This window comes from Kocuria carniphila (genome assembly GCF_004136555.1).
GTDB classification, from domain to species: domain Bacteria; phylum Actinomycetota; class Actinomycetes; order Actinomycetales; family Micrococcaceae; genus Kocuria; species Kocuria carniphila.
Genome location: NZ_NOIT01000003.1, coordinates 132,634 through 155,600 on the forward strand (window position 1 = coordinate 132,634; position 22,967 = coordinate 155,600).

Here is a 22,967-nt window from a genome sequence, read left to right on the forward strand (position 1 = left end):
ATGGGTTGGATCACCAATTAAATGGAGTTGTCCGGCCTTTGACACCCCCGCGGCGACTCATGACAATCGAGAGTATGAGCGCAGATCATCGGGACCCACAGGCATCTCCGATCATCGCGCCCACTATTTACGACGTCGCTCGGCACGCGGGCGTCGCACCCTCCACCGTTTCGCGCACCTTTGCACGCCCCAGCCGGGTTTCGTTCGATACCGCTCAGAAAGTTCGCGCGGCCGCCGAGGAACTGGGTTACCGCGTCAAGTCCGCCAACCGTGCGGGACTGGACGGCGAGCGCCGCACCAAGATGATTTCGTTAATGCTCGCGGACATCTCCAACCCCGTGTTCTTCGAGCTGATTCGCGGCGCGGAGGAAGCGGCGTCGGAGGCCGGGTATCTCGTGCTGCTGAACAACACGCACGAGGACGACCGCGTGGAGCGAAACATCATCGAGCGCACTCTTCCCATGGTGGACGGTGTACTGCTGACGAGTTCTCGCATGTCCGATTCCGCGATCCGCATGATGGCCAAGCAGAAGCCCACGGTGGTGGCCAACCGGGCGGTGAACGGAGTGGCGTCCGTGGTGCCGGACAATGCCCGGGGGATGCGCCGAGCCGCCGAACATCTTGCTTCATGCGGGAGGCGGAATATTCTCTACGCCGCTGGCCCGGAGGCCTCCTGGTCGGACGGTATGCGGTGGCGGGCGCTGCGGGAATCCGCCCTGGAACTTGAGCTGAAAGTCCACCGCATGGGACCGTTCGAACCCACCTCGGCGGGTGGTCGCAGGGCGGCTCAGCATTGGCTCGACCACCGCGCACCCGCGGTCGTCCTCTACAACGACCTCATGGCCATGGGGTTCCTGCGCGAGCTGCGCCAACACAACGTGCGGATCCCGCAGGACGTGGCCGTGGTGGGTTTCGACAACGTTCAGGAATTGGACCTGATCAGCCCGTCACTCAGTTCCGTTGCCGCACCCATGCACGCGATCGGTGCCACGGCCGTGCAGAATCTCCTGGCCATGGTTCGAGGAGCCACGCACACGGCGTCGAAACCCGTAGTGGTACCGTCCCGACTGGTCGTCCGCGAATCCAGCGCACTGCCCCTGCTGGGCGGCTGAAAAACTCAGCAACTCACGGCAACCCATTGCCCGAGCCGGTTTTCGCGGCTGGGATGGGGGTATGTCAACGTCGATAGCAGCCCACCCTGACCGATTGTTGCCGGCTGACCCGGGCACCCGGAGCATCGCCCGCAACCTTCTGAAGCAGGTCGAGGACCTGCCGATCGTCTCTCCGCACGGGCACGTGGATGCCCGGATCATCGCGAACAACACCCCGTTCCCGGATCCCACGGAACTGCTCATCAGCCCGGACCACTACGTGACCCGGTTGCTGCACGCCAACGGCGTGAACCTCTCCGACCTCAACGTGGGCAAGAGCAACGGCGCCGACCCGCGTGAGGCCTGGCGGATCTTCTGCCGCAACTGGCACCTCTACGACGGCACGGCTTCCGGCTACTGGCTGCGGTCCGAGTTCGTCAACGTGTTCGGCATCGATGACTCCAAGATCAACGAGGCCAACGCTGACGAGATCTACGACCGACTCCAGAAGATCGTGGAGCAGCCCGATTTCCGCCCGCGCGAACTGTTCGAGAAATTCAAGCTCGAGGTCATGGCCACCACGGACGACCCCCTGGACGATCTCTCCGCCCACGAGCAGATCGCGGCGGACAGTTCCTTCTCGGGTCGCGTGCTGCCCACCTTTCGCCCGGACGCCTATGTGAAGTTCCACGGCGCCGGCTTCGAGGACAAGGCGCAAAAGCTCATCGACACCGCCGGCGACGGTCTCACCGGCTACGAGGGCTACATCCGCGCCATGGAGAACCGCCGCACGTACTTCATCGACCGCGGCGCCGTCTCTGCCGACCACGGCACGCTCAATGCCAACACCCTCAAGCTGGATCCGGCGGAAGCCGCCCGCTTGTTCGAGAAGGGCCTGCGCGGCGAAGCCACTGTCGAAGAGGCCGACGCGTTCGAGGCCCACATGACCTACCAGTTCGCGCGGATGTCCGTGGAGGACGGCCTGGTCATGACCATTCACCCGGGTGTTTACCGTAACCACTCCCCCGAAACGTTCGACAAGTTCGGTGCGGACACCGGCCACGACATCCCCTTCGCCATGGAGTACACCCGTGGTCTGCAACCGCTGCTCGGGGATTTCGGCAATCGCGAGGACTTCCACTTCGTCCTGTTCACGATCGACGAGACCGTCTACTCCCGCGAGATCGCGCCGCTGGCCGGCTTCTACCCGTCCGTGTACGTGGGCGCGCCGTGGTGGTTCATCGACGAACCGGACGCCATGTTCCGCTGGCGTTCCGCCATCACCGGCACCGCAGGGTTCTCGCGCTCGTCTGGGTTCATCGATGACACCCGCGCGTTCTGCTCCATCCCGGCCCGGCACGACGCTTCTCGCCGCACCGAGGCCTCCTTCCTGGCCAAGTACGTGGCCGAACACCGCATCAGTGAGGATCGCGCCGCCGAAATCATCGTGGATCTCGTCGACGCCGCTCCCATAAGGGTTTTCAAGCTGTGACCACCTCAAACACCACCGAACCGCGCCCCTTCAACCGCAGCACGGTGGACGTGCCCCCGGCCCCGCAGCCGCGCCTGGTCCACATTGGCCTGGGCGCCTTCCACCGCGCGCACCAGCTCTGGTACACCCAGCATTCCGAGGACGACGCCGCTCACCCCCAATGGGGCTACGCCTCCTTCTCGGGGCGCTCGGCAGATCTCGCTAATGCCCTGCAATCCCAGGACGGGCTCTACACGCTGGTGGAACGCGGCCCCGACAGTGACGAGTACGAGGTGATCAACGGCATCGTCGAGGCCCACCCCGCCGAGAACGTGTCCCGGCTGTGGGAACTGCTGGCCGCGCCGAGCACCGCAGTGCTGACCATTACCGTGACCGAAGCCGCCTACAACCTGGGCGAAGGCCTCGCCTTCGACCCCGAGCAGTCCGCTGTGGCCGCCGACCTGGAGACGCTCAAGGCTGCCATCGACGGCGCGTTCGGCCTCTCCGAGGCGGGCGTCCCGGCCACGATGGCCGGCAAGGTGGTCGTAGGACTGGCCGAGCGACGTCGTCAGGACGCCGGTGGCCTGGCCGTGGTCTCGTGCGACAACTTGTCCGCCAACGACTTGGCCGCGCACAACGCGATCCAGGGACTGGCCGCCGCCGTTGACCCGGAGTTAGGTGCGTGGGTCGAGGAGAACGTGTCCTTCGTGGCCACCTCGATCGACCGCATCACCCCGCGTACCGAGGATTCGGTGCTGGCGGACGTGGCTCGGGAAACCGGCTACACGGACCAGGTGCCCGTGGTGACGGAACCGTTCCGCAGCTGGGTGCTGCAGGGCGAGTTCCCCGCGGGCCGCCCGGACTGGGAGAAGGCCGGGGCGGAGTTCGTGGCGGACATCGAACCCTTCGAGCGACGCAAACTGTGGCTGCTCAACGGCTCGCACTCGCTCATGGCCTACGCCGGGCAGCTGCGCGGGCACGCCACCGTGGCCGAGGCCATCGGCGACCCCGTGTGCCGGATGTGGGTGGAGGAATTCTGGGACGAAGCAGCCCAGCACCTCACTACGCCGGGACTCGACGTCCCCGACTACCGCGACGCATTGCTGGACCGGTTCTCCAATCCGCGGATCGCGCACAACCTGGCGCAGATCGCGATGGACGGCTCCACCAAGCTGCAGATGCGCGCCGTGCCGGTGCTCAAGGCTGAACGACAGGCCGGTCGCGCCGGAACCGCCGCGGCCCGGGCCATAGCGGCATGGATCGCCTACCTCGATGGCCGCACGGAGGTGTCCGACGCGCGTTCCGAACTCGTGTTGGAGGCGAACCCGAAGCCCGTGGATGAGCGAGTTCGCGCGCTCATCGCCGTACTGGATGCGGAACTCGCGCAGCAGGAGGACGTGGTGGATCAGATCAACGAACTCGTCGACTCACTGAAGTAAGCAATTCCTCGCCTGGACCAGGCAAGAGAAAGGACGACACTATGTTGCGACCGCAGAATTCCCCCACTCGAGAAATGGTCAATTTGGACGGGACCTGGCGCCTTGCCGTGGATTGGGACCGCACGGGCTTGACCGACAACTGGCAGAACCGCCCCCTCAGTGGCCGGCTGGAGGCCCCGGTACCCGGGTCCATCAATGATTTATTCCATGACGAGCGAATCCGTGATCACGTGGGCTTCTACTGGTACCAACGTGAAGTGCGGGTGCCTCGGGGCTGGGACGGAGAGCGAATTTTCATTCGTTTGGAATCAGCTACCCACGAGGGCTTGGTTTTCGTGAACGGCACCAAGGTGGCAGAGCACTCGGGCGGTTACATGCCGTTCGAAGCTGACATTACGGATTATGTGACCGCGGGCGAGACCTTCCGTCTAACTGTGGCGGTGAACAATGAATTGACCAACTCGTCCATCCCCCCGGGAGAAATTATTGAGTTGGACGATGGCCGACGTCAGCAGGAGTACAAGCACGATTTCTACAACTACGCAGGACTTCATCGCTCCGTGTGGTTGTACTCGGTCCCCGGGGTTCGGGTTGACGATGTCACGGTCACCACGGATTACCAAGGCAACACCGGGCACGTGGATTACTCTGTCGTGGTCGCGGGCACTTCAGATGCCGATGTGCGGGTCAAGATCGTGGACGAAGCAGGTACCCAGGTTGCCGAAGCCACCGGGGATTCCGGCTCTGTGGACATTCCTGACGTGACTCTGTGGCGGCCGGGCGCGGGCTACTTGTACGAGCTGGTCGTCGAGGTTTCACAGAACGGTGAGCTCAAAGACTCGTTCACCCAAAGATTCGGCGTGCGAACGATTGCTGTGGAGGGAAAGCAATTTCTCATCAACGGTGAACCGTTCTATTTCACCGGTTTCGGTATGCACGAGGACCACGAGACTCTTGGTAAGGGCCATTCCGATGCCCACATGACTCAGGACTTTCAGCTGCTCGAATGGATCAATGCCAACTCGTTGCGCACCTCCCACTATCCCTACAGTGAAGACATCATGGATTACTGCGACCGACACGGCGTAGTAGTGATTGATGAGACTGCCGCTGTGGGCCTGAACTGGGCCATCGCCGGAGGCATCATGGGCGGAACAGCGGGTGGCACCTACGAAAAGGGCCACATCGATGATTCCACCCAAGCCACTCACAAGGAGGCAATCCGGGAACTTGTCGACCGGGACAAGAACCGGCCTTCTGTCGTGCTGTGGTCCATTGCTAACGAGCCCGACACGGCTGTCGATGGCGCTCGACCCTACTTCGAGCCGCTGGTAGAGCTGACCCGCGCCTTGGACCCGTCACGCCCTGTGGGGTTCGTGAACGTGATGATGGCACCCGCCGATCAGTGCACGATCTCCGATCTCTTCGACGTGCTGATGCTCAACCGCTATTACGGGTGGTACTTCCAGACAGGCGACCTACAAAGTGCCGAAAAGTCATTGGAGCAAGAGCTGCGACTTTGGGACGAAAAATTCGGCAAGCCGACCATCATGACCGAATATGGTGCCGATACTGTCGCAGGCATGCACTCGATTTATAGCCAGCCCTTCACCGAGGACTACCAGGTTGCATTCCTGGATATGTACCACCGTGTTTTCGACCGAGTGGAATGCATGATCGGTGAGCACGTGTGGAATTTCGCGGACTTCCAGACGAAGTACGGCTACGCCCGTGTGGACGGCAACAAAAAGGGCGCTTTCACTCGTGATCGTCGCCCCAAGGCTGGCGCCAGGGCCCTCAGGCAGCGTTGGGCGGATAAGCTCGGGCGCTGACTTAGCGACCACCCCGTGGAGTGGGACCCCGTTGGGAATCCCGCGGCACGGGGTGTTTTGTGTCCTTTTCGCCCTAGTCATTGGGATAACAAGCCGAGTCCGGTGGCCCCGTTGGCAATACATGGCAACGAGGCGAATGTCAGGGGGGATCCAAGGAAACTCATGAGCACTTGGCAATGACGCCAGTCACAGTCTTTGAAAATCGTTGGCTGTGGCATGACCCGTCGGAGGATTACCCCATGAGCTCGTCAGATACTCTCACGAACGCGACTGCCGTTCGTGGAGCTAAGCGCTTGTCGCTCAAGCAATATTTCGGTTATGGATCCGGAGACATGGCCAACAACATGGCCTTCTCCTTGGCCATTACATTTTTACCGCTTTATTACACTGATGTTGCCCTCATCAGCCCAGGAACCGTCGCCACGATATTCCTGGTGATGCGATTCATCGATGCCTTTACGGATGTCCTTGTCGGGTCGTTCGTCGATCGGGCGAATACAAGGTGGGGCAAATTCCGTCCCTATATCTTGTTCGGCAGCGTTCCCCTGGTACTCAGTGTGATTCTGGCCTTCTCAATCCCTGGATCACTGCACGGCACCACTGGTGCAATCATTTGGGCTTGCGTCACATACTTCCTCATGGGCTCCATCGCGTACACCGCCGTGAACATCCCCTACGGCTCGTTGGCGGCCGCTATGACCGACAACAGCGAGGAACGCTCCAAGCTGGCCGTGTTCCGCACCGTGGGTTCTGCGCTCATGCAAATCACTACGGCTTTGGCTATCAGCCCAGCCTTGCAGGCCAACCGCGGAGATCCCGAGGCTCTGCAGTCCTCGCTGACGACCACTTTGGTCATACTGGGAATCGTTGCGATCCTGCTTTATCTCTTCTTGTTCGTCACCGCTAGGGAAAACGTTGAACGCAAGATCCCGCGCGTTGGTTTGAAAGACAGCCTCCGCACACTGGCGGCAAATCGGGCCTTGCAAGCACTAGCCATTATCTCCGTCATCTATCTCGCGGGCGTCTTCAGCTTGTCGGGAATGATGGCCTACTACGCTCGCGACGTCCTGGGTGACGCCCGATATTTGGCCATTTTCGGCCCCCTGCTCTTCGGTATGATCCTGGTCTTCGGCTGGGCCATCCCAACCCTTGCTCGAAGGATCGGCAAACCGCGTTTGTTCCAGCTCGCCGCTCTCCTCGGAACCATCGGTGGTGTCATGATCTGGCTGGTCCCCGGCCAGTCAATCGTGTTGGTTGTTATTGCGTTCGTTCTCGTTGGGACAAGTAGCGGGTTCGTGAACACTCTGATGTGGAACATGGAAGCCGATGCCGTGGAATTCGGCGAATGGAAGACCGGTTTCCGTTCGGAAGGCACCACGTATGCCGTCTTTTCATTCGTGCGCAAAATGGCTCAGGCGCTGGGTGGTTCCCTGGGACTCTGGATTATCGGATGGTTCGGCTACCAAGGCGGTGCAACCATGCAGTCTGAGTCCGCGCTCCAGGGGATTCGATTGTCCATGGGTCTTTTGCCTGCAGCATGTTTCCTGGTCGCAGCCGTTCTAGTGCAGTTCTACCCCCTGACAGATTCGCGCCACAAGCAAATCCTCACTGACTTGCGTTCTCGTAAGGAGACAGGAATCCTCCCGCAGACGCCTGAAGCCAGAACGGACTGAGGTAGCCCAGCTAGTCGTCCCTGACATCATCTCTTCCGGTTCAAAGTCGCGTTGCGAGTGCCCCTGGTCATCGACCGGGGGCACTTTCGCTGGCGGCAATTCCTGGAAACCACAAGCCTCAGATTTCATGCAGAGAGACACTCGTAGTCATAGGAAGGTATATCCCGCAGAACCACTTTTCCGACCATCGTGTACCGACATCACGAATCGGCACTGGGCAAAGGAGCCTAAATTGTCGACCCAACCTCACTCCTCTCCACACACCGTCCGCCCTGGCACCAACGAGGCAATGAAGCCTCTCCCCTGGCGAGCTGTCTTCGGCTACGGCGCTGGCGACGCAGCCAACAACGTGGCCTTCATGACCACCACTATGTTCTTGCTGGTCTACTACACCGACGTAGCAGGCATTTCAGCCGCGGCCGCGGGCACTCTTCTCGGCCTCGTCCGCATCTTCGACGCTTTCGCGGATGTCTTCGCGGGCCGCGTTGTCGACGGAGCAAAAGTCACCCGCTGGGGCAAGTTCCGCCCCTTCATACTTTTCGGCTCCATCCCCCTGCTGATCCTGGCATTCCTGAACTTCCATGTCCCTCAGATCGGTGAGAGCGGGATGCTGATCTACGCATACCTGGCCTACGCGGCTATGGGACTGGCGTATTCCTTGGTGAACATCCCCTACGGCTCCATGGCTGGTGCCATGACACAACGTGACGGCGACCGCGCCAAGCTAGCATCCGCCCGTGTCGTGGGCGCCACTCTGGTGTCAGCGGCCCTGGGTGCCTTGGTCTCCCCCATGATTGTGCCTGGTCCGGGTCTGCAGAATATCTTCACGCGCGTACTGCTCATCCTCATTGTGATCGGTTTTGTGCTGTACATGTTCTGCTTCTTCAGCACCAAGGAACGTGTGCACAGGCCAGTAGCTCGCGTGTCCTTGAGGGACAGCATGAAGTCTGTGTCGAGCAACAAGCCTCTCCTGCTCCTCATGGCCAGCTCGGTGTTCTTCCTGAGCGCCTACCTTTGCCTGAACACCGTACAGATCTACTACGTGCGCGACGTCCTCGAACAGCCCACTTTGTTCCCCCTGATCGCGGGCGGACAGATGATTCTCACGCTGATCATGGTCGTTGCCATGCCCAAGCTCGTAACAGCATTCGGCAAGAAAAAGCTCTACATCGTCTTCAGCGCACTGGTAGTCCTAGGTGTAAGAGGGCATGACGTTATTGGCAGGGGCCGGGACGCGTGAGGCCGGGGGATGATCGCCACAGGCGGTATGGGGCCGATGGTAATTGAAGTGGTTCACCCACACCCCGATCGCGTCCCGGCGGGCCTGCTCGCTGGAATAGGGGCGGGCGTAGAGGACCTCGTCGGCCAGCAGGCGGTTGTACCGCTCCACCTTCCCGTTGTGCCGCGGCGTGTAGGGCTTGATGCGCTGGTGGCGGCCGGCGAGGGCTTCCACGCAGCGGGTGAAGTCGCGGGCCCGGTAGTTGGCGCCGTTGTCGGTCACGACCCGGTGCAGCCGCCTGATGCCATGGGCGGCGAAGAAGGCCCTCGCCCGGCAGAAGAACCCGATCGTGGTCACCGCCTTCTCGTCGTCGAGGGCTTCGGTGTAGGCCAGCCGCGAGAAGCCGTCCACGGCGGAGTGCAGGTAGGTGTAGCCGACCTTCGCTCCGGGCCCGCGCTTGGCCGCCTTCGCGGCGGTGGATCCGCGGCCGTGGGCCCGCCAACCGCCGCCGTCGGGGATCTTGCCGACCTTCTTCACATCCAGGTGGACCATGTGCCCGGGCCAGGCGGCGCGGATGCGTCCCGGGGCCCTGCGGGAGTTCTCGCCTGCGGGGGTGAGGTCGCGCAGCCGGGAGATCCCGAGTCGGTGCAGCCAACGGCCCACGGTACGCAGACTGATCGCCACGGCGCGGTCGGCCAGGTGACGGTGGATGCGCCGCGCCGACCATTTGCGGCCCCGGCGGAGCGTCTCGATAAGGTCGACGACCGCCGCCGGGGTGCGGGTGCTGCTGTGCCGCGGGGTCGAGGGCCGGTCGGTGAGCCCGGCTTCGCCGGACTCGAGGTAGCGGGCCACCCAGGTCGCCACCGTGGGCCGGCTGACGCGGAACTCGGCGGCCACGTGGGCCTTGGGGATCCCGTCGTCGAGGTGGCGCAACACCATGCGCAGCCGGCCGGTCGGGGTCAGGGGTGCATTAACGTGGGTCATGAACGGGCTCTCTCGTGCGGGCGGACGGTGTAGGAACTTCCATCCTGTGACGAGGAGCCCGTTCCTCATCTCATCGACGCACCCGCGCCAAGAACCTCATGACCCACAACACCTAGGCGATGTCATCGTCTCCAGTATTCCCCGCGAGATGGTCTGGCTGGGATTCGTAGGACTGATGATCGCGCTACTCGGTGTGCTGGGCAACAACGTTGTGGTCTTTGCACTCGAAGCCGACACCGTCGAGTACGGCGAGTGGAAGACCGGTGTTCGTTCCGAAGGTTCCATTTACGCTGTCGTCTCGTTCACACGTAAGTGCGGCCAGGCAATCGGTGGCGCTCTCGCAGGCTGGGCCCTTTCCATTGGCGGTTATGTCTCCGGAGCGACAGACCAAACGGCCGAAGCCATTGGCGGGATCCAGTTCGCCGCCGGCTACGTCCCCGCAATTCTGGCTCTCATCGCCACCGCCATCATGATCAAGTACCGCTGACCGAAAAAGCTCACACGGGCATCATGGAACAGATCAAGATTCGCCAAGAAACAGGCATGCTGCCGCAGGTGGATCCCTTCGAGGAAACCAAGAAGAAGTAATCAGTTCCCGCCGCGCTGCCGCGGCGACAACACACATTGACGAATCCACGAGAGGATAAATCCATGAAGATCACCTCGGCCAAGGTCATCGTGACCAGCCCCACCCGCAACTTCGTGACGCTGAAGATCACCACCGACGAGGGCGTCACCGGCATCGGTGACGCCACCCTGAACGGCCGCGAGCTGTCTGTCGCCACGTACCTGTCCGACCACATCGTGCCGCTACTGATCGACCGTCACCCCGCGAACATCGAGGACACCTGGCAGTTCCTCTACCGCTCCGGCTACTGGCGCCGCGGCCCCGTGACCATGGCCGCGATCGCCGCGGTGGACATGGCCCTGTGGGACATCAAGGGCAAGGTGGCCGGCATGCCGGTGTACCAGCTGCTCGGTGGCGCCTCCCGCCGCGGGCTGTCCACGTACGGCCACGCCTCCGGGCGGGACACCGAGGAGATCTTCGACTCGATCCGCTCCGAGCAGGAGCACGGCTACACCGCGATCCGCGTGCAGTCCTCGGTCCCGGGGATCACCGCGCTGTACGGCGTGGCCGCCCAGCCGCAGGCCTCCGGCGAGCGCTCCGACTACCAGCCGGCACAGCGTGCCGCGCTGCCCGCGGAGGAGAACTGGGACACCCGCGCGTACCTGCGCCACATTCCGTCCGTCTTCGAGGCCGTGCGCAACGAGTTCGGCCCGGAGCTGCCCCTGTTGCACGACGGCCACCACCGCATGACTCCCATCCAGGCCGCCAAGCTCGGCAAGTCGCTCGAGCCCTACGACCTGTTCTGGCTCGAGGACTGCACCCCGGCGGAGAACCAGGAGGCCCTGCGGCTGGTGCGTCAGCACACCACGCAGCCGCTCGCCATCGGCAAGGTCTTCAACACGATCTGGGACATCAAGGACCTGATCTCCGAACAGCTGATCGACTACGTGCGCTGCGCGTCCACGCACTTCGGCGGGATCTCCCCGCTGAAGAAGGTCATGGACTACGCCGCGATGTACCAGGTCAAGTCCGGCTTCCACGGCTCCACGGACGTCTCCCCCGTGGGCTTCGCGGCGCAGCTGCACGTGGGCATGGCCATCCACAACTTCGGCCTGCAGGAGTACATGCCTCACTCGGAGAAGACCAACCAGGTCTTCCATCAGCACATGACGTTCGAGAACGGTCTGCTGCACCCCTCCGACACCCCGGGCCTGGGCGTGGAGATCTACGAGGATGAGGCGGAGAAGTACGAGTACACCACCGCGCACCTGCCCTACAACCGCCTCACCGACGGCACGGTGCACGACCGGTGAGCGGGGTGAGCACGGACATCGCACCGCTCGTGGTGGTCATGGGCGTCTCGGGGTCGGGCAAGACCACGATCGGCACGCTCGTGGCCCACGAGCTGGGTGTGGACTTCGTCGACGGGGACAGCCTGCACCCCATCGAGAACGTCCAGAAAATGGCCTCGGGCACGCCGCTCGACGACGACGACCGCTGGCCCTGGCTCGAGATCGTGGGCCGCACACTGCACGAGCGGGGTGAACAGCACGAGGGCATGGTGATCGCGTGCTCCGCGCTCAAGCGCAAGTACCGGGAACGGATCCGCTCGCAAGCGCCGTCGGCGTTGTTCCTGCACCTGGACGGGTCCGTGGCGGTGCTGACCCGGCGGATCGAGGGCCGCAGCGGGCACTTCATGCCGGCCACGCTGTTGCAGTCCCAGCTGGACACCCTCGAGCCGCTCGCGCAGGAGGAGGGCGGCTACAAGCTCGACATCGATCAGTCCGTGCCGGACATGGTGAACGAGGCAGTGACCAAGCTGCGGGCCATCGCGGCGGCGAACTCGTAGTCCACGCCTTCGCGGTAAGCATCCGAAGCGTCCCAGGGTGCTCGACAGGGCACCCCGGGACGCTTCTTCGATGCGCGTGCCCGTCCGCGACCCGGGACGACGGCGCCGGGCCCGGCGCCGTCGTCAGCCTCGTCGGGTCGCCGGCATCGAACCGGTAGTCCCGCCCCTCACCCTCTGCGCAGCAGGACCGCGACCTCGTAGTGTCCGGTGTGGGGGAACATGTCCAGCAGTCGTGCTTCCACGGGCCGCAAGGACGGCATCCGGCCCAGGTCCCGCGCGAGCGTCGTGGCGTTGCACGACGAGTACACGACATGATCCACCGATGAGTTCTCGAGCCACGCACACAGGGACGCTTCCAGCCCGCGGCGGGGCGGGTTGACGATCGCGAGCTCCGGGGTGCCGGGCAGATCCGCGGGGGTCGCGGCGGCGTCGTCGGCGAGGAAACGCACGGAGCCCGGACCCTCATCCGGTAGCCCCATGGCGCGGGCGGTGTCCCGGGCGGAGGCCACGGCCTCGGCGGAGATCTCGGTGCCCACGACCTCGCGCGTGGGAGCAGCGACATGCAGCGCGAAACCCCCGACCCCGCAGTACAGGTCCCACACGCTCGCCGGGTCCACCGCGTCCACCCAGTCCGCGACCTGGCGGTACAGCTGCTCCGTGACCCGTGTGTTCGTCTGGAAGAACGAGCGCGGCCGGACTCGCAGGTCGATGCCGTTGACCGGCATGATCAGCTCGCCCTGCCGCGAGAGCAGGATCTCCTCGGCGCCCTCGATCACGGCCTTGTGCTCGGGCTGGATGTTCACGGAGAGCACGTCCGCGTGCGGCACGAGCTCGCGCAGCAGATCCGTGTTGTCCCGGATCTTGGCCAGCTGCCCGGTGCTGCGCAGCACGAACCGGATCATGAGCCGCCCGTCCGGGTTCCCCGTGACGATCAGGTGTTTGAGCTCGCCGCGCCGCTTGGCCACGTCGTACGGCAACAGCCGCACCCGCGCGATGAACTCGGCGAGCGCGTGGATCGCGCGCGTCAAGGGTTCGGGGTAGAGCGGGCAGTCGCGCAGGTCGATCCCGCGGCCCCCGCGGTCCAGGATGCCTAGGGTCGGTGCGCCGACCTTCCCGGCCACGACCATCTTGGCCTTGTTGCGGAACCCCGCCTCCACGGACGCAACCGGCTCGAGCCACCGCGGCTCACCGTGTGAGTCCACGAGGTCGCGCACGAGCTGTTGTTTGCGAGCGAGCTGCCGCGCGTAGGGTACCTCGATCACCGTGCAGGATCGGCACAGGTCCCGGTCGTAATATCCGCATTCCACCCGCTCGATTCTACGACGACGCCGCACGCGCCCCTTCCCCGCTCGGGCCGCCCGCACGCTGGTAATCCCGGCGGTATCGTGACAGCGTGGCACGGACACCGCCCCTTCCGCCCGAGGACCTGCCATGAGCACCCCACACCCCTCCCCCGCCGCGATGCGCGGCCGCAAGGACCCCGCACTGGGCGTCCGCCCGGTGGACTACACCTCGTGGCGCCCTTCCGAGCGGCAAGGGGACGCGGACGCCGTCGGCGATGACTCCGAACCTCGGGCCGGAGCAGCGCCGGACGGGACGCCTCGGTCAGGTCCCGGGCCCCGAACAGTTCCCGGCGCGGACGGCACCCGTGCTGTTCCTGCCGCGGGCGGGGCACCCAAACCGGGCCCCGGGCCGCGCACGGTCCCCGCCGGGGAACCCACCACACCCATCGCGTCCGAAGCACCACGCGAGCTCACGGTGGACCCGCAGCTCGCGGAGTTCGTTCGCCTGTTGCGCGCGGGCATCACCCCCGACACCACTGCCCCCGAGCGTGCGTTCTACACCGTGGACTCCGATCTGTCGGGGGCCCCGGCGCTCGAGGTACCCGCGGACGGCGTCGTCGTACAGGGCGTGTGGGACGTGAGCGAGAGCGCGCTGCAAGCCGTCGTGGCGGACCCCGAGGACACCTGGACCGCGGACCTCGGGCGCACCGACTACTACGTGCGCGGCCGGCTGTGCGTGCAGGTGACCCGGGCGGAGCACCGCGTGGTGGGGATCTACCGCAGCGGGTGGGCGATCGCCCGGCGCCCGGACGAGACCTGGGCGGACACCCCCGACTCCCTCGAGCACACCGGCGCGAAACCCGGGGGCAGCGGCACCCGCTATCCCACCAACCGCAGGGAACTGCTCGAACGGTTGCGCGGGGCGGGCTTCGAGGTCACCACGTCCGGGCCCACCCACGGGAAGATCACCCACCCGGACGTCCCCGGTAGGTTCCTGCCGTTCTCCTCGACGCCGTCCTCGCAGCGCTATGGCCGCCACGTGACCACCGCGGTGAAGCGGGTCTTCGGGATCGACCTGCGGGACCCCGCGAAAACCCGGTAACTGCCCTAAGTACCCCCTAAAGGGAGGGCAGGCATTTCCCCTCGGGAACCCCGGAATCACGTGCCAAAGGCGTATGCTTTTGCACAGTTCACTCCGCCCGTCCCGGGGAAAATGGTTAGTCTGGGCAAAAGTTCGTCAGGGGGCAAGCGCGCCGAGGTTCTTGGGGAAGAACCGGACGCCCGCGGCGGAGACACGTATTACTTGGGGGATCATTCATGCTCACGTACTCGCAGCTGCGCCGTTCCAGGCCCGGCCACCGCTCACGCGTTCGCGAGGAGGACTCCGTACGCCACGGGTGGGTGCCTGCCGGGAACCGGTGGATCGCGGTGGACGTGCACGAACCCACGGCCACCGAGCGCGGCGAGACCGTCATCATCGTGGGGTCCCCGGGACGCGATCGCGTGACCCTGACCCGCAGCATGATCCACACGGCCCGGGCGCTGGCCGCTCACGGGTGGCGTGTGGTGCGCCTCGACTGGTCCGGGACCGGTCAGAGCCCCACCGCCGAGGAAGCCGTGGACGCCGGACTGTGGGTCGACGACCTGACCACCGTCCGCGATTGGGCGAGCTCCCACGGCCCCGTCCACGGGGTGGGCTTCAGCCTGGGCGGCACCGTGCTCGCCGCCACCGAGGATCATGGCTGGGCCTCCCGGCTGGTGCTGGCCCCCGTGTCCGGTAAGCAGTGGGTGCGCCACCAGAGCGCGCTGCGCCGCATGGGCGGGCCCGACCTACCGCCCCGCGTGAGCGAGGGCACGGAACTGATGAACCTGCAGCTGTCCTCGCACGGCGCGGCCGCGCTCAAGGCGCTTCCCGAGCCCGCGGACGGTCCCGATCGTCGGATCCGCATCCTGTCCGACGAAGAAGCAGGCGCACTCCCGATCAACGTGCACCCCCGCGCGGCTGCCGTCCCCGCCCGTCTGATCGCCACCGTGCGCACCGCGCTGGACGCCGCCCCGGCCGGGACGACGCCGGATGACACCGCTCGTCCCGGCGGGGACGGCCTGGTCCCCGAGCAAGAGATCACCGTGGACGTGGCCGGGACATCCGTGGTGCTGCGGCGCTCGACCAGCGGGGCCGCCCGACGCCCGGCCATCATCACCGAGCCGGTGACCCGCGACCACGACGCCCCCGGGCTGGCGTTCATCTCCCCGGGTTCGGAGGTCATGGAGGCCTCCGGCGGTCTGTGGCTGCGCACCGCGCTGCTCGCGTCCGCGCGCGGCGCCGTGTGCTTGCTTGCCGAACGCTCCGACACCGGCGAGCTCGTGCGCTCGGACATCACGCAGGACTCCAACCCGTACGCGCACCACACGCTCACCGAGTCCCGGGAACTCGTGATGCACCTGAGCGAACTCACGGACGGTCCGCTCCTGGGGGCGGGCATCTGTCTGGGCGCGTGGGGCCTGGTGGCCTCGGCCCACGAACTGCCCGCAACCGTGAGCGAACGACTCACGCTTATGGTCATCAACAACGTCGCGTGGCAGCGGGCACCGTGGCGCTACTGGCGCCAGGGCCTGCGCGGCGGCCCCCTGGCCCCTACCCTGCCCGGGCAGGATGAGGCGGCGGCAGCGCCGTCGTCCGCTCCCGCCGCCGACGACGCACCCGCCGGCTCCCGCTGGGATGCCGTCCTGGCCGGGCTCAACGCCTACGTGGGGACGACGGCGCGCACCGTGGTACGCGGCACCCGTCACCGCGCCCGCAACGCGTCACCTCGGGTCAATGCGCTCGCGGCCGGGGTGGGGGTCATCGACGTCCCGCAGCCCACGCTGCGCCGGCTCGCCAAGATCCCCGGACTCACGGTGGACGCGGTCTTCGGACCCGCCGATGCCAAGCACTGCGGGGTCACACCCCAGCGCCTGGGCCCGCGCAGCACGCTCACCGTCCTGGACCCGTTGGACCACTCGCTGTTCGCCACGGAATCGTGCCGCCGGATGGTGGATTACGTCCTGGCGTACGTGCCCGAGGTGTGAACCGCGGCGCGTACGGGACAGCGGGCCGATGACAGCCGCCGGCAAATGACTCAGGAGCCCCGCACGGGTGGCGTTACCAGCACGTGCGGGGCTCTCTCGTCGATACGGCTCATGGGGCCGTCATGAGGTGACGCTTCACCCGGCCCGTTGAGAGATCGTCGGCTACTCGGACTCGGCGCCCACCGGTACCGATGGGACGCCCAGCGCCCGCACCCGCGCGGCCGCACGGCCCTCGTCGGCGAGGGCTCCGCTGACCGGAACGTGCACCGTCTCACCCGGGAGTACATGGACGTAGCCGTCCTCGGCCACGGCCCCGCGGGGCAGGTCCAGGGCCACGAATCGCGCAAGTCCGAACGCCGTCACGGCCACCGACCACTCCCCCTGTTCCGTCCTGACCCAGTGAGCGTCGAGTCCCGGATCGGGTGCATCGTTGCGTCGCGGTCCGCCGGTCAGGTGGACGTCCCGGGCGAGCACGCGACCGGAGGGGTTCACGAGCTGGGCGGACACGGCGTCGTACTCCCGCTCGCCGAAACCGTACGCGTGGTCGAGGTCCCGGAACGTACCGTCCGCGAGGTCCGCGCGGATCACGGTCTCGCCGCGCGCGGGCACCGTGACCGGGATGTCGAGGGGTTGCTGGCAGCCGCCGTGCACCGTGGCCACGGTCAGTCGCAGTGTGGCCGTGAGCGGGGTCGGGCCGTCGTTCCAGACATGGACGGGTAGTCCGTCGCCGCCGGCGGGGAGGAAGGACACGGCCACGGGCGCGCACGCCCGGCGCATCCCGTACCACGCGGCGGTGGGCCGCCCGGAAGCATCCAGGACACCCCACCCGGGCCCCGCGGCCATGGACAGCGCCGAGAGCACGAGCGCTCCCCGGCACGGCGACTCCTCGCTACGCCACTGGGCGAAAGTCCGCTGGAACACGTGGGCGAGCGCGGCGCGCTCGTACTCGAGGCGCTCGACGTGACCCGTCCCTGCGCCGTCGGACGCGGGCTGCCCCGGGGTCGCCAGACCGGCGTCCGGATCGCTGTCCCGGTCCAGGAACAGTCGGTGGACATAGATCGCGGTGGTGTCCTCGAAGGTCCATTCCGCCCCCGGATCGTGGGCCACACCGGCGCGCCACGCGTCCGCGGAATCCCCATCGTCCAGCGGACCGTCCGTCCCGAATTGCTCCCGCACCGCGGCGGGTTCCGGCGGCACCGCGAAGGCCAGCGCCTCCGCAGCGAACCGCACCCCGCGGGTCACCGCGTCCTCGAGCGGTCGCCCGTAGGCCCCCACCCCGAAGTAGTGGGACACGCCATCGGCCGCGTCCGTGGGAGCGACGGTCGGCACCGACGACGACGCCCGCTCCCCCGAGGCCTCGCCCGTCTCGTACGCGTGCTGCGCGGCGTCCAGGTCCGCGTCCGAGCACGGAGAGGACGGGACGACCACCACGTCCGCATCGGCCTCCCCGACCGCGCGGGGAACGTCCCGCAGGACCACGTCCGTGCGCCACTGCTCGGCGGGCCGGCCCGCGAGCACGGGGGCCTGGATGACCTCGGTGCCCCCGGAGATCACGACCGTGGACGGATGAGAGGCCAACCGTGAGGCGAGGTATCGGACCTCGTGGCGCAGCCCGGCGCGCCACTCGGGATCGTCCGGCGGGTCCTGAGGCCCCAGGGCCACGTCTTGCCAGACCATGAGACCCAGCTCGTCGCACGCGCGGTGGAAGTCCTCGGTCTCGTAGCACGCCGTTCCCGGGACGCGGATCATGGTGCTGCCGCCCGCGTGCAGGCGTTCCAGCACGTCGCGGGTGCGCTGCGGGTCCGCGGCCACCTCGAAGGGGTCCGCACCGGCCCACACGGCACCCCTCGCGAACACGGGGACGTCATTGATCCGCAGGGCCAAACCGCGATGGTCCCGGTCCCGCGGTTCGGCACACACCGACCGGAACCCCACGGCGTACGTGCATTCCCCCTGCCCGGTGCGCACCCGCACCCGGTACAGCGGTTGCTCGCCCATCCCGTGCGGCCACCACAGCGCGGGGTCGGGCACGGCCACGTCCACGGTGAACGTTTCGCGCGATGTGGCATCGGACGCGGTCACGACGCACTCGGCGGTCACCGGCTGCGCGTCCACCTCATAGGGAGGCTCCACGGTGATGTGTACGGTTTCACGCGCATGTTCCACCGCAGCGCCGCGGGCCACCAAAACATCCGGGTCCGCTGAGCATCCGACGCACGCCAGCTCCGCGGCCGCGCCCGCGCTCCCGGCCGTGTCCGCGTAAAGATCCGGGGTCGTACCCGTGGTCGGGCCGAGTTCCACGGTCACGACGCCGCTACCGTCCTCCCCGACCCGCGTGCGCACCGCGCGCGGTACGAGTCCGAGCGAGGGGTGGGGAGTGTCGTCGTCGGCGGAAGAAGGAAGTGGGACAGCGCGCAGGCCGCCCCACGGACCCAGGACGGGCAGCGCACCGGGCCAGTCGATCGAGCCGATCAGCGGGGTGCGGCGCCACCGCAGGGAGCGGTCGGACACGAGCGGCGACAACCAGCGGGCGCGCGGCTTGCGCGGCACGCTCACAGACGCCAGGGGCAGGACCCGCAGGGCGATCTCACACGGCCCGGACGGCAGCTCCACGATCACGTCCCACGGTGCGAAGGCACTGTGGGACTCGTGCACGACCCGGTCCGCGACCAGCAGCTGCGCCACGGTGGCCACGCCCGTGGACATGAACCGGTGCTGACCACCGGCGGTGGTGACCCGGGTGCGGTACTCCCACACGGTGTCGGGACCGTCAGTGGCCAGCACGGTGGCCACGCGGTCCTCCCCGAGGGCGTCCCGCAGGGCACCGGACACCGTCCCCGGGACCCGCGCGGGAATCCCACGAGCGAGGGCATCGCCCGGGTCCTGCGACGGGTCGAGGCGCCGGAGCGTCCACGCGGCGTCGCGCACCCCGGTCACTCCCCCAGGCCCAGGGCCTCACGCACCGCGCGCATGCCCGCGGTGTGCCCGGCCACGAACGCCTCCGCGGACGACTCGATGCGCGGTGTCCTGCCCGAGGCCGCCCGGGCGAGCTTGAACTGCAGGGCCTTGGCGGCGCCGGCGGCGGCGTCGAACTGCTCGGCGGCCTCGATCAGCTGCTCCGCGTCCAAGTCGCTCGGCCACTCCTGCGCACCGCGGGACAGGTACCGGCACGCGTGGGCGGCGAGCCCGGACGTGAGACCGGCCTGGCGCGTCGTCGCGAACGAGTACTGGTGGAAGTACTCCATACCCCGCTCGGCGAGCACCGGGACGTGCTCCCGGATCGCGGCCACGAGCCGGTCGGCCGCCGGATCGGGGTGCGCGGTATTGCCCGTCCCGGCGTCCGGGGCGCGGCGCACGTGCCCCCGCGCGGTCTCGACGGCGCGCTGCCACAGCGCCTCGGGCGCCAGGGACCGGATGCCGTCCAGGCGCACGAGTTCCACGTACGGGTACGGGACCCACCCGGAACCCACACCCGTGCCCAGCGCGTTGTCGAGGTCCTCCCCGTGCAGCACGTGGACACCGTCGTTGTGCAGGTAGACGAGTTCCCCCGCGACCGGATCCAGGCGCAACGGCACGATGGACGTCTTGGTATGGGCCCGCCCGTAGGACACGCCCTCGGTGTCCGGGAGGTGGTAGGCGTCCACCTCCACGATCAGGGCGTCCCCGCGGGACATCACCAGCTGCACGTGTTCGGCCAGGGGCCGCCACGTGTCATACTCCCCTACCGTGAGGCCGTAGAGCGTCTCGAGGTCCTCCTGCCGGGGCTTGAGGAACTCCCACTGGTCCCCCAGGAAGTCCGCGCTGAACGCGGCCCCGAGCATGGGCAGCGGGTCCAACCCGAGGGTCGCGGTGAGACCGATCCACACGTCCATGTAGCAGTTCGTGGGTGACCACGGTTCCGCCGGGTCGTGCAGGACGGAGCGCGGTGCGTTCGCCACGGTGAGCGACTCGCACCCGCGCACGGCCAGGACCTCGTGGCCGAAGGGCTCCCGCACGGACGCGGTACCCGCCGACCCACCGTGGTTCACGGTCACGGCGGTCATGGCAACCCCAGTTCCTGACGCACGGTCGCGGGCCACGCGGCGGTGTCGAAACCGTGGCGCATGGCCAGGGCCAGGGCCACCCGCTCCAGACCGAAGCCGAAGCACGCGGAGTGGGCCACGGCACCGTCGGCGGTGTGCATGCTGAAAGCCTCGCCGAAGTGGTCCTCGTGCAGGTTCGCCGAGGCGATCGCCGTGGGGTGGCCCGGGTAGACCTCCGTGAGGATCTCGAACTTCAGCTGCGCCTCACGCTGACCCGCGCTGAGCAACTTGCCCGCGCGGCCGAAGAACGGGTCGTTGGCGGTGTCCGCCTGGACCTCGAGCCCCAGGGAGCTCAGCAGGTTGGTCCCCGCCTCGAGCCACTTCTCGCGGTGCTCCCGGGCCTCCTGCGGCGTGCCCAGGCAGACCGCCTCGAACATCCGGAAGGTCACGAAACGCATGGGGTCCGGGCTGGGCTCGTGGCGGTAACACTCGCCCACGAGCTCGAACACCGAGCCGTCCACCTGCGAGCCCTCAAGGTACGCGTACAAGGGGTGGCACACCGCGGGGACCAGCGCGTGGCCGGCCGGGGTGAGCTGGGCGGACCAGTCACCGTGCTCCTCGTACGTGGCGAGCAGCTTACGGTGGGCCTTGTTGTCGCCCTCGAACGCGGAGATGGTCCCGAGTAGTTGCGGGAAGGACGCGACGTAGTCGGTGCGCTCGAGCAACCGGGTCCCGTTGACCGGTGGGAAGCGCAACCGGCGCGTGCCGGCGTCCGGGGACAGCCGCGCCGCGACCTTGCGGGCCGCCGCGGCGATGCCCTGCACGACGTCCTCGGCCTGCGGACCGAGCCCAATCACGCCGTTCCCGAGGGTGGGCAGGAACCAGCCGTGGGCCTCGAGGCCCTCGCGGAAGGTGTCCTGCAGCTGGGAGAGGTCCTGTGTGGTGTCCGTGGCGCTCATCGTTGCCCCCTGGAAACGAGTTGGAGTGTGGCGGTGTGGAGCAGGATGCGGTCGTTGTTGACCATGACCGAGGGCCCGATGCTGTCCCGGTACAACCGGGCCAGGCTCACGGGCGAACGATTGGCGAAAGCGGTGATGCCCACGATCACCATGGCGTCCCCCACGATCCGGCGCACTGCTTCCGCGCCCGAGACCTTGAGGGTGTTCATGGCGATCGCGAACTGCATGGACTCGGTCACGGCCGGATCGTCCCACGCGGCCTCGTAGCGGGCCACGCTCGCACGCACCACGTCCGTCATGGACTGCAGCTGCACCTCGAGTTCCGCGAGTCGCAGCGCGGACGGCGGTGTGGTCCCCGGGGTCTTACGCGCGGCCTTCTGCACCACGGACCGGGCGGTGAGCCCGGCCTGGGTAGCCATGCCCAACCACGCGGAGGCCCACAGGCAGTGGGCCGCCGGGAGCATGGTCTGCGCGGAGATCGTCTCGAACAGCACCGTGAACATGGCGTCCGCGGGCGTGGTGGCGTCCAGCTCGAAGGACTCGGAGCACGTGCCCCGCATCCCCAGGGCGTCCCAGCCACGCTGGCGGTCCAGCTGCAGGTTCTCGGCCTCGACCACCAACAGCACCTGGTCGCTCGACGCCGCGTCCTCGCTGCGCCGCGCGGTTACCAGGATCGCGTCCGCGTACGCACCGTAGGAGATCACGGGGCAGCTCTTGTGCAGGGCCACCCGGCCGTCCTCGATCGGGCGCACGGCGCACGTGGAATTGCGGGTGTCCCCGCCGATCTGGGCCTCGGTCGTGGCGGAGGCCAACAACAGCCCCTCGGCGGCCACACGGCGGGTGTAGTCCCGCAGGAAGTCGGTGTCCGCGTGGCGGGTGAGGCACAGCACCTGGGAGTGGTGCATGGCCAGGATCATGGCCGTGGAGGTGCACTCCCGACCCACGCGCTCGAGCATCCGGCACAGCTCGGTGATGCTGTAGCCCAGCCCGCCGTCCGCCTCCGGGATCGGCGCGGCCAACAGGCCCTGGGCGCGGGCCTCCTCGATGGCCTCCCGCGGGAACCGGGACTCCGAGTCCACCGCGTCCGCGAACTCGCGCGCCACGGCGGCCACGGCCTCCGCGCGCGCGGCGACCCGCTCGGCCCGGTCGGTGTCCTCGGCACCTCGCTGCGGGGTGTCGGTCAATACTGCATGATCAGTCATTGTTGATCGCCTCCACGGCCTCGGTGATGGAGTTGATGGACGTGAACGTGGCCTTGGTCAGGCGCTCCTCGGGAAACTCGATGTCGAACTCGTCCTCCAGGCCCAGCATCACGTTCACGGACGCGTGGGAGGTCATGCCTGCGCGGTACAGGTCCGCATCCGCGGCGATCGTCCCGGCGTCCTCGGACAGCTTCCCGTGCTGGCCCAGCACGGAGCGGACGGTGGTCTCGATGGCGGTGGAATCCATGGGGTGAACCTCTTTCGGTTGATGTGGTGGTTTTCGATGTCCGCGCCCCGGGTACCGGT

The 22,967-nt window shown here is 67.0% G+C and carries 18 protein-coding genes; 11 read left to right on the top strand and 7 right to left on the bottom strand.

The features are described from left to right. Positions 1-74: 74 nt before the first annotated feature. The 6 genes from EWV37_RS03130 to EWV37_RS03155 all read left to right on the top strand — a co-directional run bounded on the left by EWV37_RS03130 (position 75) and on the right by EWV37_RS03155 (position 8,746). Positions 75-1,112 carry a LacI family DNA-binding transcriptional regulator gene (locus tag EWV37_RS03130; protein WP_165189202.1) on the top strand — a complete coding sequence of 346 codons (1,038 nt, stop codon included), beginning with the start codon at positions 75-77 and terminating at the stop codon, positions 1,110-1,112. A gap of 61 nt (positions 1,113-1,173) precedes the next feature. After that, positions 1,174-2,583, top strand: a complete 1,410-nt coding sequence (uxaC, locus tag EWV37_RS03135) for a glucuronate isomerase (RefSeq protein WP_129699729.1) — start codon at positions 1,174-1,176, stop codon at positions 2,581-2,583. Beyond that, positions 2,580-4,001: a mannitol dehydrogenase family protein gene (locus EWV37_RS03140; protein ID WP_193554292.1), complete on the top strand. Its 1,422-nt coding sequence runs from the start codon at positions 2,580-2,582 to the stop codon at positions 3,999-4,001. The genes uxaC and EWV37_RS03140 overlap by 4 nt, the downstream gene beginning before the upstream one ends. Positions 4,002-4,042: 41 nt before the next feature. After that, complete coding sequence (gene uidA / locus EWV37_RS03145; protein ID WP_129699731.1) at positions 4,043-5,833, top strand: beta-glucuronidase; 1,791 nt, start codon at positions 4,043-4,045, stop codon at positions 5,831-5,833. Between the two features lie 239 nt (positions 5,834-6,072). Further along, entirely contained in the window at positions 6,073-7,506 is a 1,434-nt protein-coding gene (locus EWV37_RS03150; RefSeq protein WP_165189205.1) for a glycoside-pentoside-hexuronide (GPH):cation symporter, read from the top strand. Between the two features lie 289 nt (positions 7,507-7,795). After that, positions 7,796-8,746, top strand: a complete 951-nt coding sequence (locus EWV37_RS03155; protein WP_129699735.1) for a glycoside-pentoside-hexuronide (GPH):cation symporter — start codon at positions 7,796-7,798, stop codon at positions 8,744-8,746. Here the strand turns inward: EWV37_RS03155 and EWV37_RS03160 are convergent. After that, complete coding sequence (locus EWV37_RS03160) at positions 8,699-9,709, bottom strand: IS481 family transposase (protein WP_129699737.1); 1,011 nt, start codon at positions 9,707-9,709, stop codon at positions 8,699-8,701. The genes EWV37_RS03155 and EWV37_RS03160 overlap by 48 nt on opposite strands. A 148-nt stretch (positions 9,710-9,857) precedes the next feature. Between EWV37_RS03160 and EWV37_RS15460 the strand changes: the two genes are divergently transcribed. The 3 genes from EWV37_RS15460 to EWV37_RS03175 all read left to right on the top strand — a co-directional run bounded on the left by EWV37_RS15460 (position 9,858) and on the right by EWV37_RS03175 (position 12,126). Continuing rightward, positions 9,858-10,196: an MFS transporter gene (locus EWV37_RS15460; RefSeq protein ID WP_420843744.1), complete on the top strand. Its 339-nt coding sequence runs from the start codon at positions 9,858-9,860 to the stop codon at positions 10,194-10,196. A gap of 164 nt (positions 10,197-10,360) precedes the next feature. Next, positions 10,361-11,590 carry a D-mannonate dehydratase ManD gene (manD, locus tag EWV37_RS03170; RefSeq protein WP_129699741.1) on the top strand — a complete coding sequence of 410 codons (1,230 nt, stop codon included), beginning with the start codon at positions 10,361-10,363 and terminating at the stop codon, positions 11,588-11,590. A gap of 5 nt (positions 11,591-11,595) precedes the next feature. Further along, positions 11,596-12,126, top strand: a complete 531-nt coding sequence (locus tag EWV37_RS03175; RefSeq protein WP_231885481.1) for a gluconokinase — start codon at positions 11,596-11,598, stop codon at positions 12,124-12,126. 167 nt (positions 12,127-12,293) lie between these two features. Here EWV37_RS03175 and rlmC read toward each other — a convergent pair whose 3' ends face one another. Next, positions 12,294-13,433, bottom strand: a complete 1,140-nt coding sequence (gene rlmC / locus EWV37_RS03180) for a 23S rRNA (uracil(747)-C(5))-methyltransferase RlmC (protein WP_129699743.1) — start codon at positions 13,431-13,433, stop codon at positions 12,294-12,296. A gap of 124 nt (positions 13,434-13,557) precedes the next feature. On the opposite strand from rlmC, the gene EWV37_RS03185 reads away from it, so the two are divergent. Together EWV37_RS03185 and EWV37_RS03190 are read left to right on the top strand one after the other, a co-directional pair. Continuing rightward, on the top strand, positions 13,558-14,511 hold the full coding sequence (locus EWV37_RS03185; protein ID WP_238663032.1) for a serine/threonine-protein kinase: 954 nt from the start codon (positions 13,558-13,560) through the stop codon (positions 14,509-14,511). A gap of 215 nt (positions 14,512-14,726) precedes the next feature. Then, positions 14,727-16,478 carry an alpha/beta hydrolase gene (locus EWV37_RS03190; RefSeq protein ID WP_129699745.1) on the top strand — a complete coding sequence of 584 codons (1,752 nt, stop codon included), beginning with the start codon at positions 14,727-14,729 and terminating at the stop codon, positions 16,476-16,478. Positions 16,479-16,640: 162 nt separating this feature from the next. Here the strand turns inward: EWV37_RS03190 and EWV37_RS03195 are convergent, their stop codons facing one another. Genes EWV37_RS03195 through EWV37_RS03215 form a run of 5 tightly spaced genes read right to left on the bottom strand, consistent with a single transcriptional unit; the run spans position 16,641 to position 22,908 of the window. Next, the gene (locus EWV37_RS03195; protein ID WP_238663033.1) at positions 16,641-19,406 is read right to left on the bottom strand and encodes a glycoside hydrolase family 2 protein; all 2,766 of its coding nucleotides are present in this window, start codon (positions 19,404-19,406) and stop codon (positions 16,641-16,643) included. Positions 19,407-19,411: 5 nt separating this feature from the next. After that, a complete protein-coding gene (locus EWV37_RS03200; RefSeq protein WP_129699749.1) occupies positions 19,412-20,521 on the bottom strand; it encodes a DUF1839 family protein in 1,110 nt (369 codons plus the stop codon). Then, on the bottom strand, positions 20,518-21,459 hold the full coding sequence (locus EWV37_RS03205) for a class-II aminoacyl-tRNA synthetase family protein (protein ID WP_129699751.1): 942 nt from the start codon (positions 21,457-21,459) through the stop codon (positions 20,518-20,520). The genes EWV37_RS03200 and EWV37_RS03205 overlap by 4 nt, the downstream gene beginning before the upstream one ends. Beyond that, entirely contained in the window at positions 21,456-22,661 is a 1,206-nt protein-coding gene (locus EWV37_RS03210; protein ID WP_098053639.1) for an acyl-CoA dehydrogenase family protein, read from the bottom strand. Before EWV37_RS03210 ends, EWV37_RS03205 begins: the two co-directional genes overlap by 4 nt. Further along, positions 22,654-22,908, bottom strand: coding sequence for an acyl carrier protein (locus tag EWV37_RS03215; protein WP_064845610.1), 255 nt, complete (start codon positions 22,906-22,908; stop codon positions 22,654-22,656). The genes EWV37_RS03210 and EWV37_RS03215 overlap by 8 nt, the downstream gene beginning before the upstream one ends. Between the last annotated feature and the right edge of the window lie 59 nt (positions 22,909-22,967).

What these genes read in the sequence shown, in the direction of transcription:
- EWV37_RS03130 (WP_165189202.1), top strand. Translation starts at nt 75, where the DNA reads ATGAGCGCAGATCATCGGGACCCACAGGCATCTCCGATCATCGCGCCC.
- uxaC (WP_129699729.1), top strand. Translation starts at nt 1,174, where the DNA reads ATGTCAACGTCGATAGCAGCCCACCCTGACCGATTGTTGCCGGCTGAC.
- uidA (WP_129699731.1), top strand. Translation starts at nt 4,043, where the DNA reads ATGTTGCGACCGCAGAATTCCCCCACTCGAGAAATGGTCAATTTGGAC.
- EWV37_RS03150 (WP_165189205.1), top strand. Translation starts at nt 6,073, where the DNA reads ATGAGCTCGTCAGATACTCTCACGAACGCGACTGCCGTTCGTGGAGCT.
- EWV37_RS03155 (WP_129699735.1), top strand. Translation starts at nt 7,796, where the DNA reads ATGAAGCCTCTCCCCTGGCGAGCTGTCTTCGGCTACGGCGCTGGCGAC.
- EWV37_RS03160 (WP_129699737.1), bottom strand. Translation starts at nt 9,709, where the DNA reads ATGACCCACGTTAATGCACCCCTGACCCCGACCGGCCGGCTGCGCATG.
- EWV37_RS15460 (WP_420843744.1), top strand. Translation starts at nt 9,858, where the DNA reads ATGGTCTGGCTGGGATTCGTAGGACTGATGATCGCGCTACTCGGTGTG.
- manD (WP_129699741.1), top strand. Translation starts at nt 10,361, where the DNA reads ATGAAGATCACCTCGGCCAAGGTCATCGTGACCAGCCCCACCCGCAAC.
- EWV37_RS03185 (WP_238663032.1), top strand. Translation starts at nt 13,558, where the DNA reads ATGAGCACCCCACACCCCTCCCCCGCCGCGATGCGCGGCCGCAAGGAC.
- EWV37_RS03190 (WP_129699745.1), top strand. Translation starts at nt 14,727, where the DNA reads ATGCTCACGTACTCGCAGCTGCGCCGTTCCAGGCCCGGCCACCGCTCA.
- EWV37_RS03200 (WP_129699749.1), bottom strand. Translation starts at nt 20,521, where the DNA reads ATGACCGCCGTGACCGTGAACCACGGTGGGTCGGCGGGTACCGCGTCC.
- EWV37_RS03205 (WP_129699751.1), bottom strand. Translation starts at nt 21,459, where the DNA reads ATGAGCGCCACGGACACCACACAGGACCTCTCCCAGCTGCAGGACACC.
- EWV37_RS03210 (WP_098053639.1), bottom strand. Translation starts at nt 22,661, where the DNA reads ATGACTGATCATGCAGTATTGACCGACACCCCGCAGCGAGGTGCCGAG.
- EWV37_RS03215 (WP_064845610.1), bottom strand. Translation starts at nt 22,908, where the DNA reads ATGGATTCCACCGCCATCGAGACCACCGTCCGCTCCGTGCTGGGCCAG.